We start from the raw sequence: 16,883 nt of genomic DNA on the forward strand, positions 1-16,883 counted from the left end.
GATGAATTATTTGCACTTAAGAGTGAAATCACCATCGACTTAGAAACGCAAACTATTCGTACAGATTCACAAACATATGACTTTGAAGTTGATCAGGAGCGCAAACGTCGACTGATCAATGGCTTGGATGATATTGGTCTTACCTTGCAATATGCCGATGAGATTAAAGCTTTCGAAGTACAATACTTCAAAACCTATTCTTGGATATAGTTAAAAATGATTGGTCGCTTAACTGGAAAAATTCTAGAAAAAAACCCTCCTGAAATCTTGCTTGAGGTTGGTAACATTGGCTATGAAATACTTTGCCCAATGTCCAGCTTTTATGAAATGGGTGATCAAAGCGAAATTACACTGCATACACATTTTCACGTTAAAGAAGATGCTCAGACCTTATATGGATTTATTTCTAAAGATGAAAAAACACTTTTTAGAGAGTTAATTCGCGTTAACGGTATTGGTCCAAAAGTGGCACTTGCGATTTTGTCTTATTTGAATACCGCCTCACTCATGAATGCAGTTGCTAATGAGGATGATGTTTTATTAGCCAAAACACCAGGTATTGGCAAAAAAACTGCACAAAAGCTTATTGTTGAGCTCAAAGATCGTTTGGCTAAGCTAGAACTGCATGGCTCAAATAATCAACTTGTGACAGCCAGTATGAATATCAATCCAAATACTCAAAAAGCCTCCCAAGCTTTACAAGCACTTGGTTTTAAAGCCAAAGAAGCTGAAAAAATGCTAGCAGCTATTAAAGACGACACTCTGTCAACGGAAGAACTCATTCGTAAAGCTTTACAAAATAAGTAAGACTGGTTATAAAATTTTGGAAATAATGCGAATTTTGAAATTTATCCGTTTATTTTAAGTAAAAAAAGCTAGAAAAGGCTTAAAAAGGCTATTTAATAGTCAAAATTCTTAATTTATTACAAAATATTGGATATTTTCAAAATATTAAAAAATTATAAACCAATCCTCTTCTTTTTGAATCTTTCAAGCCATTTAATGATTTCATAATTCATTAAATATAGGCATGGTAATAAGATCATTGTCATCAGAGTGCCAAATAACAACCCGTAGCCAAGTGCGAGTGCCATTGGCTGCAAGAGATGGTCTGTACCACCAAGACCGTAAGCCAATGGGATAATACCTGCCAACGTTGTTAAGCTTGTCAGTACAACGGCGCGAAGCCTATCTTTAACACCTTTAACAATCCACTGATGAATGGTTAGTTCTTCTAAGGCCTTGTCTTTCAAGTAGTTAAGATGCGATACAAGCACTAACGAATCATTCACAATAACACCAACCAGTGCTAAGACTCCTAAAATCGCAAAAAAGCTTAATGCCTCTCCATGCAAAAAGAATGCCCAAATAACACCGATAACTGAAAATGGAATGGCGCTTAAAATTATTAATGGCTGCGTATATGAATTAAACAACAAGACCAGTAACAAGAAAATACCAATAACCGCCATTAAGAACGCTTGCTTAAAGCTATCCATGGATTTCGCGGTTTCCTTAGCACCACCTTCAGAAATAGCTCGCACAGAAGGAAAATTATTATCCAGATCAAGTTGTAGTAAAACCTCTTTCATTACCTCGCTGGTAGATGTCTTTTCATCATTAACACTAGCACTAACCATAATAGATCTAAGGCCGTTATAGTGATTAAAATCAGGCTCACCGATGATTTGACGAATACTAGAAAAATTTACTAGTGGAATGACGCGCCCTTTTTTATTGACTACTTTTAACGATTCTATAAAGACTTCTGATTTTTCCAAATCGCCCAAATAAAGTCGAAAATTAACATCGTTTTGCCCTTCGCGAATGTTGGTCACATCAATACCAGTAAAGGCAGCTCGTAAATATCGATTAACGGTTGAAAAATCAATATCAAGGCGCGCCATTTTTTCAAAATCAAGTTTTACTTCAATTCGATCCTTTCCAGGCTCATCATCTCTATTGACATTATCAACGCCTGAAATATTTAATAAAATTTGCTCAAGTTTATTAGCTGCTTGGAGATTTTCAGAGCCTGCTTGACTGACCAAGTTAATTTCTACATCCTCGCCTTGTGGAGGACCAGGTCTTCTCACTGAAAATTTTAACTTTTCTACTTGGTCTATCTCATTTTTACTCGCTTTTAAATTCTTTAGAATATCTTTGGAGCTTTTATCACGCTCTGAGGCTGGCAATAGTTCAATGGTCATATTTGCCTTGTGTGTAAAATACTTACCCACATCTGACGTCACTGAAACTAAATCATCACCAACAATTCGATCAATTAATGCCTCTACTTGCTTGACCTTAGCTTCTGTATTGTTTAGCGATGAACCAGCGCTCATTGTCATGCGAACGTTAATTGTATCAACGCCCACTGCAGGGAACAAGGTGAACTTCATTTGCGTACTTGCAAAATAAATTGAAATTACCAGAGCTACACTAAAAATTGCTATTATCCAATAGTGAAAATTTAATATCTTGGATAAAAAAACTTCAAATTTGTTTTCAAAATATTCGAACCAATTATGCTTTTTTTGCTTTTCATTTGATCCGGCTAAATGTGCAGGTAATGCGAGTGATACCTCTAAAAAAGACAAGGTGAGTGCAAAAATAATTACCAGTGGAATCACGTAAATAAATTTACCCATCATGCCTCCCATTAAAAACATCGAAGAGAAGGCTAAAATTGTTGTTAAGATTGTTGTCACTACCGGCATAATAACGCGCCTAAAACCATGAGCGGCTGACTTAAAGTTATCTTCACCAGTTTGCTTATAGTGATAAATACTTTCTGCCACAATGATGGAGTCATCCACCACAATACCTAGTACCAAAATCATGGCTGCTAGTGAGATAAGATTAATGGTTTCGCCTGTTGCACCTAATAATGCCACTGTACCTAATAACGATACAGGCAAGCTAACTGCAACCCAAAATGCGGTTTTAAAAGATAAAAATGCACCCAATACTATTAATACTAATAACAATCCGATCAAGCCATTATTGGTCACAATATCTAATCGGTTACGTACGTATTGAGACAAGTCAGATGAATAAAAAATATCTAACTGATTGTTATATTTGCCGCCCGTTTTTTCCATGTACGCTTTAACCAAATCAACTGTGGTTATGACATCAGCTTGTGCTTGTTTTTTTACTCGCAGAACAAAACCTTTTTTACCGTTGACACGGACAATTGATTTTTCTTCTACATTTCCAGACTCAATAACTGCAATATCTTTAAGTCTAACGACCAACCCTTCAAACGTAGATTTAACAATAACCTCGCTGACGTCAGTTGCTGCATCAAATTTAGACAATACAACAATGGTTTTTTCATTTTTATCATTATGATTGCTGCCCACAGTGTAACGCTGATTTCTTTGGGTAATTGCACTCATTACTTGTGGCAAGGAAAGCTCATATTGATAAAGTTTTTCTGGATCAATACGTATTTGGATTTCTTTATCTAAATAACCATCTTTAGTAACTTCTGATACACCTTCGATCGACTCTATCGATTGAGCAATACCATCAACTATGCCTCTTAATTCTGCGTAATCTATTTCTTCGCTACTAAGACTGATTTTTATAATGCTTTTTCGGGAAGTCTTACGGTCTATAACACGTGGTAAATCTACGACCTCTTCAGGTAGTGACTTAATGCGATTAACAACATTACGAACTTCTTGCTTAAGCTCAGATAAATCACTGACATCTTGTGAGAAGGTAATGATAATTGAAGACACGCCTGCTCGAGAGGTTGAGGTAAATTTATCAATGCCTGTGACACCGCTTAATTCATCCTCAATGACATTGGTAATATTTTGCTCGACATCCTCTGGAGAGGCACCTGGATAGCTGGTGACAATTGTCATTACTTCAAAATCTACAGCAGGAAATTGATCACGCTGTATGTTGTTAAGACTAACAAGTCCAAGTGCAATAACACTGATGCTAAAAACCAATGCTAATTTTTTCTGCCTAACTAAAAAATCAAGTAAACCATTCATAACGCAAGATTATACCAAAGGTTTTGAACCTTATACAAGCGTCAAAACCTTATACTTTGATGTGTCAGAAAAATTACTTATCGTGAGCGTTTACGCTCAACTTCCTTTAATAAGCGTTTACGGATACGTGTGTTGTTTGGCGTTACTTCTACCAACTCGTCATCATCAATAAACTCTAAAGCTTGCTCAAGATCTAGCTTGATTGCAGGTGTTAGCGATACTGCCTCATCGGTACCGGAGGCACGAACGTTAGTTAGCTGCTTACCCTTCATGACATTTATCACTAAATCTTTATCACGTGCATGAATACCTACAACCATGCCTTCGTAGACTTCCGTATTATGTTCTACAAAAAACTTGCCACTCTTTTGTAAGTTGAAAATTGCATAAGCAACTGCCTTACCTTGGTTCATTGAAATTAGTGAGCCGTTTGCACGCTGACCAATGTTGCCTGGCTTTTGAGGCTTGTACGCATCAAAAGTAGAGTTCATCAAGCCTGATCCAGTTGTTGCTGTTAAGAACTCTGTTCTAAAGCCAATCAAGCCACGTGCAGGAATATTAAAGTCAAGCTTAACACGGCCATTTCCATCAGGTTGCATATTGGTTAGCTCTGCTTTACGCTCACCTAATTTTTCCATGACCGTACCTTGATGCTGAGATTCAACATCAACACTTAAGTCTTCAAATGGTTCACAGGTAACGCCATCAATCTCTTTTAAAATAACTTGAGGACGGCCAACAGCTAATTCAAAGCCTTCGCGACGCATAGTTTCAATAAGTATTGATAAATGAAGCTCACCACGACCAGATACTAAAAACTCTGATGGATCTTCTGTGTTTTCAACACGAAGTGCAACGTTATAGATAAGCTCTTTATCTAGACGGTCGCGAATGTTTCTTGAAGTAATATACTTTCCATCTTGGCCAGCAAATGGCGAATCGTTAACTCTAAAGGCCATTGATACAGTTGGCTCATCAACACTTAGTGGTGGCAATGCTTCTATAGTTTCAGGATCACAAATAGTATCTGAAATTGAAAGACCTTCAATGCCTGTAATACAAGCAATATTACCTGCCTCAGAAGAGCCAACATCAATCTTTTCTAAGCCTAAAAATCCCTGTAAATTAGCGATTTTAGCTTTTCTCTGAACGCCATCTGCACCCACAACAACTACTTGTTGGTTCTTTTTAATGGTACCACGAGTAATACGGCCAATGCCAATAGCACCGACAAATGATGAATAATCTAATGCTGAAATTTGCATTTGCAATGGTGCGTTAACATCGACTTCTGGCGCAGCTACTTTTTCAACAATAGTTTCAAACATTGGAAGCATATCGCCTTCACGCACGTCGTCTTCCAATGTAGCATAGCCATTAATACTTGAAGCGTAAATAATAGGGAAATCTAGCTGCTCATCAGTCGCACCTAGTTGATCAAATAAATCAAATACTTGGTCGATTACCCAGTCAGGGCGAGCTGCATCTTTATCAATCTTGTTAATAACAACAATTGGATTCAGACCTTGATCAAATGCTTTTTTAGTCACAAAACGCGTTTGCGGCATTGGCCCTTCTTGTGCATCTACTAATAGTAATACCGAATCAACCATTGATAATACACGCTCAACTTCACCACCAAAATCGGCGTGTCCCGGGGTGTCAACAATATTAATATGGTAATCTTTCCACTTAATCGCTGTATTTTTAGAAGAAATCGTAATGCCGCGCTCTTTTTCAAGATCATTTGAGTCCATCATACGGTCTGTTGACTCAAAGCGCTCCTCGAAAGTTTCTGATTGCTCCAATAGTTTGTCAACCAATGTCGTTTTACCGTGGTCAACGTGGGCAATAATGGCAATATTTCTAAGTTTAGTATTCATGCGTTTGAGGGTGATTCGAAAAAGACACTATTATCCCCTAACTCTCCTATAATATTATCATTTATTAATGTGAATCAATCACTTAAGACTTATGGGTAAAAAAAGTTCTTCGGGTCGTTGGATGAGTGAGCATTTGAGCGATGAATACGTTAAAAAAGCTCAAAAAGAAGGGTATCGATCTCGAGCCGTCTACAAACTAACAGAAGCAGTTGCTAAAGATAAGTTTATCAAGCCTGGTGATCGGGTTCTTGATTTGGGTGCCGCTCCTGGTAGTTGGAGCCAAGTGGCTATCAACATGGTGGGTAATAGCGGACAAGTAATTGCAAGTGACATCCTAGATATTGATCCCATTGATGGCGTTGATTTTCTTTGTGGTGACTTTACTCAAAATTCAGTCTATGAAGAGCTTTTAGCTTTAACAGAAGGTAAAAAAGTTGATGTTGTTTTAAGTGATATGGCACCTAATATGAGTGGCCAGCTCTCAGTTGATATTCCTAAATCTATGTATTTATGCGAACTCGCACTTGATATGGCTATTAAAACAATAACACCAAACGGGACTTTTTTTATCAAAGTTTTTCAAGGCGCTGGATTCGATGAATATGTTAAATCTTGTAAGGTGGCTTTTAACAAAGTTATTATTCGTAAACCTAAAGCATCAAGATCACGATCTAAAGAAGTATATTTACTGGCAAATGGATTAAAATAGTCGGATGAAATATTTTGACGACATCCAGACGCTACTAAAAGAAGATTTAGCACAAACAGATGTTTTATTACATTCACGCCTAAGCTCTAATGTTGCTCTGATTAACCAGGTCAGTAGTTATATTATTAGCGCTGGTGGCAAGCGTCTTCGCCCACTATTACTATTATTATGTGCGCGTGCCACTCACTACCAAGGTGAGCATCATCGTTTAATGGCGGTAGTGATTGAGCTTATCCATACTGCCACTTTGTTGCACGATGATATTGTCGATGAATCATCAATACGACGTGGAAAAAATACCGCTAATGAGGTTTGGGGAAATGCTGCCAGTGTTTTGGTGGGAGATTTTTTATATTCAAGGTCGTTTGAAATGATGGTTGAGCCAGGCTCAATGAAAATCATGCAAATTTTATCTAAAGCCACTAATGAAATTGCCCAGGGTGAGGTTTTACAATTACTCAATTGTAAAAATTCGACTCTAACGCAAGATGAATACTATCAAGTAATCGAACGTAAAACTGCGGTACTTTTCCAAGCAGCAACACAAATTGGTGGCATTCTTTCAGAAGCAAATAACACTCAAGAGCAGGCTTTAAAAGATTACGGCTTACATTTAGGCAATGCTTTTCAAATTATTGATGACGTTTTAGACTATGAGTCAGATAGCGACACCATGGGTAAAGAAGTGGGTGATGACTTAAGCGAAGGTAAAACCACTCTACCAATGATCTACGCTTTGGCAAATACATCAGGTGCGGACAAGCAATTACTAGAAGATGCAATTAACAATGCTGATAACACCAAGATTACTAAAGTGGTACAAATATTACAATCAGTTGATGCCTTTGGATACACTCGTAAGCAAGCAAAAAAATCTGCAGATCTAGCTAAATCCTCATTAGACAGTATTGATCCATCGCCTTACAAAGATGCGTTAATTCTATTATGTGATTTATCTTTGGCACGTAAGTCATAGTGTTATCTGACGAACTTAAAGCTCAAATTCGAGATTCATTTATTACGTTAAAGTCTGATATGTCGGATTTTATCGTGCGACCTTCGCAAAACAAAATGATTGCTGAAATCTCTAAAACCTTATGTGGAGATTATCAAAATTCTAATAAAATTTTATGTGTGGAAGCGCCTACAGGAACAGGGAAAACTTTCGCCTATCTTCTTAGTAGTATTCCCATTGCCAAGGCCAATAAAAAGAAATTAATTGTCTCTAGTGCGAATGTTGCCCTACAAGAGCAGCTTTTATTAAAGGATATCCCTGAGGCTCAAAAATATTGTCAAGTTGATTTTGAATATGCCTTAGTCAAGGGAAGATCTCGATATGTTTGCATTCGAAATCTAATCAATCTGTGTGAAGATAGCACTTCAGACGACGGGCTTTTTAATTCAGATTTATTATTTGATGAGCCTCCCGGTAAATATCAGTTAGAAGAAATGGGTGAACTTTTGGAGGATTATTCTGCCAAGAAATGGAGCGGTGAGATTGACGATCTAATGCGTGCACCTGATCATAGTATTTGGCAAAAAATTAATTGTAATCGCTTTACTTGTACTGCAAAAAGTTGTGAGTTTTATCAAGATTGTGCTTTTTTCAAGGCTCGTAAGCAAATCACCAAGGCAGATGTAATCATTGCCAACCATGATTTGGTATTAGCAGATTTGGCTTCAGGAAACACAGTACTGCCTGACGTTGATGATTCGATCTTTATTTTTGATGAAGCGCATCACTTAAGTAGTAAGGCGCTATCGCATTTTTCACTGAGTACGGGCACTGAATTCATTAAAACTAGTATTCGCCAAGCCAAAGGTGTGAGTGATCAAATATGCAAAATTACTGAGCAAGATGTGCCCGATATTAATATCAAGCAAATTGATGATTATTTATCTGATCTCAATATATTGCTTAAAACCCTAGATTTTGATGAAGATATTTATTTATTTGATCAAGGTATGGTCGATCAACCTATTAAAGATATCGCAAAAAACCTATTCATTGGTATTGTTAACATACAAAATAAATTTTCTACATTAAGAGAATCTTGGTCTAATTATCTGAAAATAAAAGTTCTAGATAAAAGCATTAGTGACACAATTAATACCGCTAGTGGCGAATGTGAACAACACCTTGCAGGCATTGTAGAATTGCTATCTTCTTTTTTAAAAAGTGATGATAATTCTCAATCTCCTCATTCTAGATGGATTGAAAAAAATACATTGGCTAATAAAAAAATTAACTATAGTCTATTTAGTGCGCAAACAGACATATCTAGTAATTTAGATGCGCTAATTTGGTCGAAAGCTTCTGGCGCAATCCTTACCTCTGCAACTTTATCATCATTAGGCAGTTTTGATCGACTCAACAAGCAGCTAGGGCTTAAAAAATCTGAGAATCAGTATTTACGCTTACCCTCTCCTTTTGTATTTGACCAAGTTGATTTTATTATTGCTAAATTTAAAGCTAACCCTACTCAAGTGTTTGATCATACCAAAGAGGTTGCCAGTCAGCTTCTTAAGCGGATTGATACGCAGGAAGGTACTTTGGTTTTATTTGCTTCCAACAAGCAAATGCAAATGGTAGCCGATATGATTGAGAAAAAACTCGACTGTAGTCTTTTCATTCAAGGTGAGTACCCAAAAAAAACTATCTTAGAAAAGCATATTAATCTGCGAAAAAATGGCGAAGGTAGTGTCATTTTTGGACTAGATAGCTTTGCTGAAGGTGTTGATCTTAAAGGTGACAACCTAACTCACGTTGTAATTGTCAAACTGCGATTTAGCGTACCCACATCGCCAATCGATAAAACCTTAGCTGACTATTTACAATCTCAAAATAGAAATCCATTTATGGAGATTTCTTTGCCTGACGCATCGCTAAGATTGATACAAGCTTGCGGCCGATTAATTCGCACTGAAACTGATACGGGAAAAATTACTATTTTTGATAATCGTTTAGTGAGTAAATTTTACGGCAAGCAGTTATTAGCTGCCTTACCAAACTACAACGTCGTTATCGAATCTTAAAAACGCCAAAAAGCTCTATGTAACAACGCCATTAACGTTAAGATTTCTAAGCGCCCTAACAGCATTGAAAAACTCAAAATCCACTTGGCACTCTCACTAATAGAGCCATAATTTTCTGCCACACTCCCCAAACCTGGACCAAGGTTATTAATACTTGCAGTAGCTGCTGAGAAAGCACTAACTTGATCCATACCGGAAAACATGAGCGCCACTAGAATGAAAACAAAAGCAATGACAAAAAGTGAAAAGAATCCCCATACTGAAACCAAGGTGCTTTCGGCAACGCTTCGTTGATTTAGCTTGATATTAATCTGTGCATTAGGATGGATAAATTTTTTGATTTCTTTCATGGCAAGCTTAAACATTAAAAGCACTCTAACCACCTTAATACCACCGCCTGTTGATCCAGCACAAGCACCTATAAAACTGGCAAAAATGAGTAGTACTGGAAGCATAAATGGCCATAATGAAAAATTGGTAGATGCAAATCCGGTAGTAGTTGCCATTGAAATACTTTGAAAAACACCATATCTAAGCGCATCTTCTGTTGTTTTATAATAACCCTCATTCCATAATTCGATTGAGATTACTAAGCTTAAGGCACTCAATATTAAGACATAGGCCTTAAATTCAGAATCCTTAAAAAATTCTAATATATTTTTCTTTCGCCAAACAAAGAAATGCAGGGAAAAATTAATACCAGCTAAAAACATGAACATAATGGCTACTGATTCAATAGCGATAGAGTCAAAATATCCAATAGATAAATCATGGGTAGAAAATCCACCAATAGCAACAGTGCTATAACTATGTCCGATAGCATCAAACACGCTCATTCCTGCCCAATAATAAGCCAATGCACAAACAAGTGTGAGGCTTAAGTAAATTTTCCACAATGCTTTAGCAGTCTGTGTGAGTTTTGGGGTTAGCCTATCTTTAGAAATTCCACTAGACTCAGCATGATATAACTCCATACCACCAACACCTAGCATGGGTAGAATAGCCACCGCCAAAACGATAATACCCATGCCACCAAGCCATTGCAGCTGTTGACGGTAATACAAAACAGCTCTTGGCAAATCATCAAGGCCTGATAAAACAGTCGCACCTGTTGTTGTTAAGCCTGACATTGACTCAAAAAATGCATCTGAGAAAGTCATATGCAAAGACTCTGACAGTAAAAAAGGAATTGTTGCAAATAGTGACAAAACAAACCAGAAGCTCACCACCACTAGAACACCTTCACGAATTCTAAAATCTTTAGTGGATTTTCTAAAAGGCAAATAGAGTAATAATCCGCTGGTTAACGTGAGTGCAAATGCTGTTAGAAATGATGAGGCTTCATTTTGTTGATAAATCAGGTCTACAACAACAGGAGGTAGTTGAGTTAAACTAAAGACCATCAGCAGTAAACCAATAGTTTTAAAAACAATACTAAATTGCATAATTTATCCCAGTTTAGTCAAAATAGCCTGCAAACAACTCTTCAACTTCATGAATTTTGTTCACATCTGTTAATACTAAAAGCACATGATCATCTTCTTTGATCACTACTTTTCTTGAGCCCATAATAACTTCATTATTACGCACAATAGAACCCACAACTACACCATCAGGTAGTTTAATTTCTTCAATAGATCGACCCACCACATCTGAATGGTCTTTATCACCATGAACAATCACTTCAATCGCTTCTGATTTACCCTGGCGCAATGAATGCACCATCATTGTATCCCCTTTACGAATATGAGCGAGGATGCCACTGGTGGTAATTTGATCTGGCGAGATAACCATATCTACATCTTCACTCTGTTCTGCTAAATCTTCATAAACATTTCGCTTAACAAGAGCGATTGTCTTATGCGCACCAAGACGTTTTGCCAAAATAGAAACGATAACATTGATCTCATCAGAATCAGTAAGAGCTAAAAATAAATCTGTATTTTCGATACCCTCTTCCAATAACAACTCTTCATCAGAAGCATTGCCTCGAAGCACCAATACATTTTCTAATTCATCGGCAATTTCTTTAACGCGATCTTTATCCATTTCGATAATACGAACTCGATGATTTGCTTGTAAGTGTTTGGCTAAATTAAGACCAATACGTCCACCACCGGCGATAATAATATTTTTATAGGCTTTATCTAGTCGTCTAAACTCTTTAAGTACCTTAGAAACACTGCTTTTTTTAGTAACGAAATAAACACGATCACCGTCTTTAATTACCGTGTCTCCATAAGCGGGGATTGCTCGACCATTGCGATACAAGCTCACAATACGCATGCGTATTTTAGGCAAATGCTTATGTAATTCCTTAATAGGATGGCCAACAATAGGGGTGCCGGCATAAGCCCTAGTTTCAACCAATTGTACCAATCCATTTTCAAATTCAAATACTTGCTCAGATCCGGGCTCTTCTACCACTCGCTTAATATAGTTAGTCACTAAAATTTCAGGCGTAATCACAAAATCAATAGGGACAGCATCATCAGAAAATAACTCTTTTCGATGGAGGTATTCTGCAGTTCGTATACGGGCAATTTTTTTATTAACCTGGTAAAGTGTATGTGCCATTTGACAAGCAAGCATATTATCTTCATCAGATTTGGTCACAGCAATAACCATATCCATATTGCGAATATCAGCCTCTTCAAGAATATTTGGATAAGAAGCCTGACCACAAATCGTTTTAATATCTAGATGACGCTGGAGATCAAGCAAGTTGCTTTCAGCTTTATCAATAATAGTAACATCATTGTCATTATCTTCACTTAAATATCTAGCCAATGTCGCGCCAACTTGTCCAGCACCTAAAATTAAAATTTTCATAATTAAGCCTTGTTTTTATCGATCCCTAAATCTTTTAGTTTTCGGTATAGCGTTGTTCGCTCCAATCCTGCTAATGCAGCAACTGTTGCAATATTGTAATTATTTTTTTGTAAATGATAATCAAAATATTCTTTTTCAAAAATATTTCTCGCCACCTTCAAAGGTGCGTCAAAATCGATACCTGTAATACTATTGCCATCACTCTTTAAAAAAGCTTGTTCTGACAAAATTCTTCGCACAAATGGCAAAATGTCATGCAAGGGTTTTTTCAAAAAATCGGCCGCGCCAAGTTTAATAGCCTTCACCACATCTTTGTGCTCCGCATGGCCAGACATCATCACAATGGGTGTTGAAAAGCCCATTCGAGTCCACTCTTCTAATAATGACATGCCGTCTTGGCCTGGCATCCAAACATCCATCATAACTAAGTCAAAAGACTGCTGCGCAATAAGTGTTTTAGCCTCTTGTGCGTTAGCTGCCATACTTACCTGATAATTGACATCTTCTAAGGTATCCATAATTGTTTCTGCATTAATACTTTCGTCATCAATAATAAGAATTTTTCCGATAATGCTTTTGTCGTTCATTGCGTTGTCCTTTTTTTATACTTGATAATCAAATTCAATAGTAATCTTAGCACCATGTGGCTTCACATTAGCGGCAAATATTCGCCCATCATGCTGCTCAATAATATTTTGCACTATGGCCATTCCCAATCCACTCCCCTTAATTTTTGTTGTGACATAAGGCTCAAAGACACGGTCTAGCACCTCCTCATTAAAACCTTCACCATTATCTGTTACGATTAGACGAACTAAGTGTTTCTTAGGCAGATATCGAGTAGAAATCTTCACCAAAGTTTGGTTATTAAACGGCGCTTCTACTGAGTTTTTAATCAAATTAATCAAAACCCTGGAAAGGCTAACTGCGTCTAATAATAAAAGTGGAATATCGTCCGCTAAATCAAAATCAATATCCAGATCTTCTTGCGAGTCATATAAAGAAATTGACTGGTTAACAATCTCATTTAAATGACTTAACTTACGTTCGATTTTAGGCGTGTTGGCATAATCAGCAAACGCACTAACCATAAGATCCATTGACTTCACTTGATTAATAATCGTGTTGGTGGTTTTGTCAATCACCTCTAAATCTCGGCCTTCTAATGACTCCATGAATCGATTGCGCAATCGTTGCGCTGAAAGTAAAATTGGCGTCAATGGATTCTTAATTTCATGCGCCATACGAATTGCCACCTCTCCCCAGGCCGCTTTCTTTTGTGCACGATTAAGTTTAGAGATATCTTTAATGATAATCACATAGCCTAATGTTTCGCCATGGCTTTCAAGTATAGCGCCCTGGCACGATAACAATAAGTGACGATCTAATGAAGTTAACTCAAGATCCTCATTCCATTCTCTATTATTCGCTTTAAATTTTTCTGCTGTTAACTTGAACAGAGAATCCAGTTTTGGATACTTATCACCGATTTTTGAACAATTGCCGCCAATAAAAGATTGTTCATCTTCAATATTAAACATTTCACCAATAATCGGGTTAATGAGTCGAATATTTTTATGTTGGTCTAACGCAATAACGCCATAAGAGTATTTAAGAATTGTTTCTAAATAAATGTTATGGGTATCTAAACCTTCTTGGGAGGATTTAATCTTGCTTGACATGATATTAAATTGATCAATCAACAAACGCACATCATCAGTATCTTTACTCTGCTCAATACGAACATCATAGTTACCTTGGGCGACTTCTCGAGTGGCAAGTGATAATTTATTAAGTGGTCTCATGAGTTTTTCAATCATACGAAAAACCAGCATCAATGCACTTAGGACTGCTAACAATATGGTTGAAGAAAAATCAATCATGAATCGCTGCTGGGTGATTGAAGTATTTAAGCTAAAGTTGATATCTTTAGTACGCTTATTAAAAGCGCTAACTTGCGATAAAAAGCTCGAAAGTCCAGGATCTGTTGCATAGACCACATCAACCGACGAGAAGTTTTTTTCTGGCGTTCTAGTTAAGTAACGGGTTGACATTTTAACTTGAGCAACATTCGTATTTTCATCTACAAAAATCATAACTGGCTGTATTGCAGGCAAGGACTGGTCGTCTATAGCCATACAATCAGAAATATCAGCTGTTTTAGCGATAATTTCTGCTTGATCATCTAACAGGGAAATTTGACAAGCCCAACCTTTATCAATTAAGCCATCTAAAAAAACTTGCATACTTTGGGAATATGTTTCTGACTCTTTCTTAAAATTACCAAACGAAGTGATTAGAGTTAATACGCGTTTAGTTTGCTCGGTATAGCGCTCAATTCTAACCTGGTCGATACCCACATATAAACCATCCACTTGTTGAATAAAGCCTTTGCTAAAACTATCAAATGCTTTTTCTGAGTCGGCTACGTTATTCTGAATTGTTTGAAACGAAAACATATAAAACGACAGTACCGGGACAATCACAAGAATAGGAACAATCTTAATAAATGACCATGTAAATTTAGAGCCAACAATATCCTTACCTATGTCACGCTTTAATCGATTTACATCTGTATAAATATAGTAAGCAGCTATCACACTTAATATGATGTTATAGGACACTAAATAAGCCCACCAGCTACTAATCAACTCCGGATTCAAGCCTAAGTAAAACGTGCCTGAAATAGATGTTAAGAAGACTACTGCCCAAAACCAGACAGGTGGTGATTTTATAAAGCTTTTTTGTTGACGAGTAGTCATTGACTGTTCTTAAATGATTAGCTAATTATTCAGAATTATCTCATAAATAAACCGACAGTATCGCTACTTGTTGCTAAAATACAACAATGATACAAACGCAACAGCAGTTAACCGGTTTTTTAAACGCCATCAAGACCGATACACATTTAGCAATTGATACCGAATTCAAACGTATTGATACTTTTTATCCTATCTTATGCCTGGTGCAAATAGCTACAAAAAACGCTGTTGATTGTGTCGATATTTTAGCTGTTGAAGATCTTGAGCCGCTTTTTGACAAGCTTTACCAAAAAGATAGTGTTTGGATTGTTCATGCTGCTCGTCAAGATATTGAAGCCTTATATTATTTATCTAAAAGACTTCCAAGCCAGCTCTTTGATACTCAAATTGCTGCTCACTTTCTTAATCATCCAGCTCAAATATCTTACCAAAATCTTACTGAAATCTTACAAGGAGTTCTACTAGATAAAGCTTACACGAGATTGGACTGGACCACGCGCCCTCTGCCTGAAGAAGCTATTGAATATGCACTTGATGACGTACGTTATTTGATTAAAAATTACTCACAACTGATTGAGCAACTAACCCAAGAACAAAAGCTTGACTGGCTAATGGCAGATGGCTTAGAATTATCAGATATCAACTTATACCTGCCAAATCTTGATCAGGCCTGGAAAAAAGTTAAAGGCTTATCACGACTCCCAAAGAGTACTCATCAGAAAGCCGCACATTTAGCGGCTTGGAGAGAGGATCAAGCCATCAAGAGTAATAAGCCTAGAAAATGGATTATGAGTGATGATCAATTAATCAATTACAGCCTTAACAAAACAAAAATGTCTGATCAAGATAAAACAACCTTTGGTGATTTTTTATCTCAACAATTGCAACTCACACAACAGCGTATTCAAGTCGATGTTCATCAAGTACCCACCAAAAGTGAAAAAAATCAAAAAAATGAACTGCAAATACTCATTAAAAAAATCGCAGTTCAGTATAATCTAGATGAAGCAATCATCGCTAATGGTAAAACATTAATGAAATTTATTCGTAGCGATCAATCCGTCAACTTTTTTACTGGTTGGCGCTATCATATTTTAAAAGAGGAGTTGGAAAATGCAAAACAGTCTTAAACCCGTATCAGCAGGAAATATACCCGATGAAATTAATGTTATTATTGAAATCCCGGCACATTCATCGCCAGTAAAGTACGAAATCGATAAAGAAACTGGTGCTATGTTTGTTGATCGCTTTATTTCTACACCAATGTTCTACCCATGTAACTATGGTTTCGTGCCAGAAACATTAGCAGATGATGGCGATCCAGCTGACGTATTGGTAATTACTCCTTATCCACTCATTCATGATTCAGTCATTACAGCTCGTCCAATTGGCGTTCTACGTATGACTGATGAAGCAGGTAAGGATTCAAAAATTTTAGCTGTACCGACTGATAAGCTTTGTAAATCATACCGCAATATTAAAGGTATTGATGATGTAGATGCAACCCTTAAAGATCAAATCGAACATTTCTTTCGTTACTACAAAGATTTAGATGATGGCAAGTGGGTTGAAATTGATGGTTGGGGCGATGCTGCTGAAGCAAAACAAGAACTTCAAGAATCTTTTGATGCATTCAAGCCTTAGT

At 36.9% G+C, this 16,883-nt stretch carries 13 protein-coding genes; 7 read left to right on the forward strand and 6 right to left on the reverse strand.

The features are described from left to right. Both N9Y32_05350 and ruvA read left to right on the forward strand, forming a co-directional pair. Positions 1–210, forward strand: a 210-nt coding sequence (locus tag N9Y32_05350) for a 3-isopropylmalate dehydratase small subunit (GenBank protein ID MDB2590439.1), incomplete at its 5' end; no start/stop codon positions are given. Between the two features lie 6 nt (positions 211–216). Beyond that, positions 217–807, forward strand: a complete 591-nt coding sequence (gene ruvA, locus N9Y32_05355; GenBank protein MDB2590440.1) for a Holliday junction branch migration protein RuvA — start codon at positions 217–219, stop codon at positions 805–807. 152 nt (positions 808–959) lie between these two features. Here ruvA and N9Y32_05360 read toward each other — a convergent pair whose 3' ends face one another. Further along, positions 960–4,016 carry an efflux RND transporter permease subunit gene (locus tag N9Y32_05360; GenBank protein MDB2590441.1) on the reverse strand — a complete coding sequence of 1,019 codons (3,057 nt, stop codon included), beginning with the start codon at positions 4,014–4,016 and terminating at the stop codon, positions 960–962. A gap of 77 nt (positions 4,017–4,093) precedes the next feature. Further along, positions 4,094–5,899, reverse strand: coding sequence for a translational GTPase TypA (gene typA, locus N9Y32_05365; protein MDB2590442.1), 1,806 nt, complete (start codon positions 5,897–5,899; stop codon positions 4,094–4,096). A 91-nt stretch (positions 5,900–5,990) separates the two neighbouring features. On the opposite strand from typA, the gene rlmE reads away from it, so the two are divergent. From rlmE to dinG, 3 genes are read left to right on the forward strand one after another with little or no spacing between them, the layout of a single operon-like run. Further along, a complete protein-coding gene (gene rlmE / locus N9Y32_05370) occupies positions 5,991–6,608 on the forward strand; it encodes a 23S rRNA (uridine(2552)-2'-O)-methyltransferase RlmE (protein MDB2590443.1) in 618 nt (205 codons plus the stop codon). Positions 6,609–6,612: 4 nt separating this feature from the next. Continuing rightward, a complete protein-coding gene (locus tag N9Y32_05375; GenBank protein MDB2590444.1) occupies positions 6,613–7,584 on the forward strand; it encodes a polyprenyl synthetase family protein in 972 nt (323 codons plus the stop codon). Continuing rightward, positions 7,584–9,644, forward strand: a complete 2,061-nt coding sequence (gene dinG, locus N9Y32_05380; GenBank protein ID MDB2590445.1) for an ATP-dependent DNA helicase DinG — start codon at positions 7,584–7,586, stop codon at positions 9,642–9,644. Before N9Y32_05375 ends, dinG begins: the two co-directional genes overlap by 1 nt. Here the strand turns inward: dinG and N9Y32_05385 are convergent. The 4 genes from N9Y32_05385 to N9Y32_05400 are packed head-to-tail and all read right to left on the reverse strand — an operon-like array spanning position 9,641 to position 15,238. Then, positions 9,641–11,089: a TrkH family potassium uptake protein gene (locus tag N9Y32_05385; protein MDB2590446.1), complete on the reverse strand. Its 1,449-nt coding sequence runs from the start codon at positions 11,087–11,089 to the stop codon at positions 9,641–9,643. The genes dinG and N9Y32_05385 overlap by 4 nt on opposite strands. Before the next feature lie 13 nt (positions 11,090–11,102). Further along, positions 11,103–12,476 carry a Trk system potassium transporter TrkA gene (trkA, locus tag N9Y32_05390; protein ID MDB2590447.1) on the reverse strand — a complete coding sequence of 458 codons (1,374 nt, stop codon included), beginning with the start codon at positions 12,474–12,476 and terminating at the stop codon, positions 11,103–11,105. Positions 12,477–12,478: 2 nt separating this feature from the next. Beyond that, on the reverse strand, positions 12,479–13,063 hold the full coding sequence (locus tag N9Y32_05395) for a response regulator (protein MDB2590448.1): 585 nt from the start codon (positions 13,061–13,063) through the stop codon (positions 12,479–12,481). Positions 13,064–13,078: 15 nt separating this feature from the next. After that, entirely contained in the window at positions 13,079–15,238 is a 2,160-nt protein-coding gene (locus tag N9Y32_05400; GenBank protein MDB2590449.1) for an ATP-binding protein, read from the reverse strand. Between the two features lie 86 nt (positions 15,239–15,324). Between N9Y32_05400 and N9Y32_05405 the strand changes: the two genes are divergently transcribed. Together N9Y32_05405 and ppa are read left to right on the forward strand one after the other, a co-directional pair. Continuing rightward, positions 15,325–16,368, forward strand: coding sequence for a ribonuclease D (locus N9Y32_05405; GenBank protein MDB2590450.1), 1,044 nt, complete (start codon positions 15,325–15,327; stop codon positions 16,366–16,368). Further along, positions 16,352–16,882 carry an inorganic diphosphatase gene (ppa, locus tag N9Y32_05410; protein ID MDB2590451.1) on the forward strand — a complete coding sequence of 177 codons (531 nt, stop codon included), beginning with the start codon at positions 16,352–16,354 and terminating at the stop codon, positions 16,880–16,882. Before N9Y32_05405 ends, ppa begins: the two co-directional genes overlap by 17 nt. The last annotated feature ends 1 nt before the right edge of the window (position 16,883 follow it).

This window comes from Candidatus Thioglobus sp. (assembly GCA_028228555.1).
GTDB lineage: Bacteria > Pseudomonadota > Gammaproteobacteria > PS1 > Pseudothioglobaceae > Thioglobus_A.

What these genes read in the sequence shown, in the direction of transcription:
- N9Y32_05360 (MDB2590441.1), bottom strand. Translation starts at nt 4,016, where the DNA reads ATGAATGGTTTACTTGATTTTTTAGTTAGGCAGAAAAAATTAGCATTG.
- typA (MDB2590442.1), bottom strand. Translation starts at nt 5,899, where the DNA reads ATGAATACTAAACTTAGAAATATTGCCATTATTGCCCACGTTGACCAC.
- N9Y32_05405 (MDB2590450.1), top strand. Translation starts at nt 15,325, where the DNA reads ATGATACAAACGCAACAGCAGTTAACCGGTTTTTTAAACGCCATCAAG.
- N9Y32_05375 (MDB2590444.1), top strand. Translation starts at nt 6,613, where the DNA reads ATGAAATATTTTGACGACATCCAGACGCTACTAAAAGAAGATTTAGCA.
- ruvA (MDB2590440.1), top strand. Translation starts at nt 217, where the DNA reads ATGATTGGTCGCTTAACTGGAAAAATTCTAGAAAAAAACCCTCCTGAA.
- N9Y32_05385 (MDB2590446.1), bottom strand. Translation starts at nt 11,089, where the DNA reads ATGCAATTTAGTATTGTTTTTAAAACTATTGGTTTACTGCTGATGGTC.
- ppa (MDB2590451.1), top strand. Translation starts at nt 16,352, where the DNA reads ATGCAAAACAGTCTTAAACCCGTATCAGCAGGAAATATACCCGATGAA.
- rlmE (MDB2590443.1), top strand. Translation starts at nt 5,991, where the DNA reads ATGGGTAAAAAAAGTTCTTCGGGTCGTTGGATGAGTGAGCATTTGAGC.
- N9Y32_05400 (MDB2590449.1), bottom strand. Translation starts at nt 15,238, where the DNA reads ATGACTACTCGTCAACAAAAAAGCTTTATAAAATCACCACCTGTCTGG.
- N9Y32_05395 (MDB2590448.1), bottom strand. Translation starts at nt 13,063, where the DNA reads ATGAACGACAAAAGCATTATCGGAAAAATTCTTATTATTGATGACGAA.
- trkA (MDB2590447.1), bottom strand. Translation starts at nt 12,476, where the DNA reads ATGAAAATTTTAATTTTAGGTGCTGGACAAGTTGGCGCGACATTGGCT.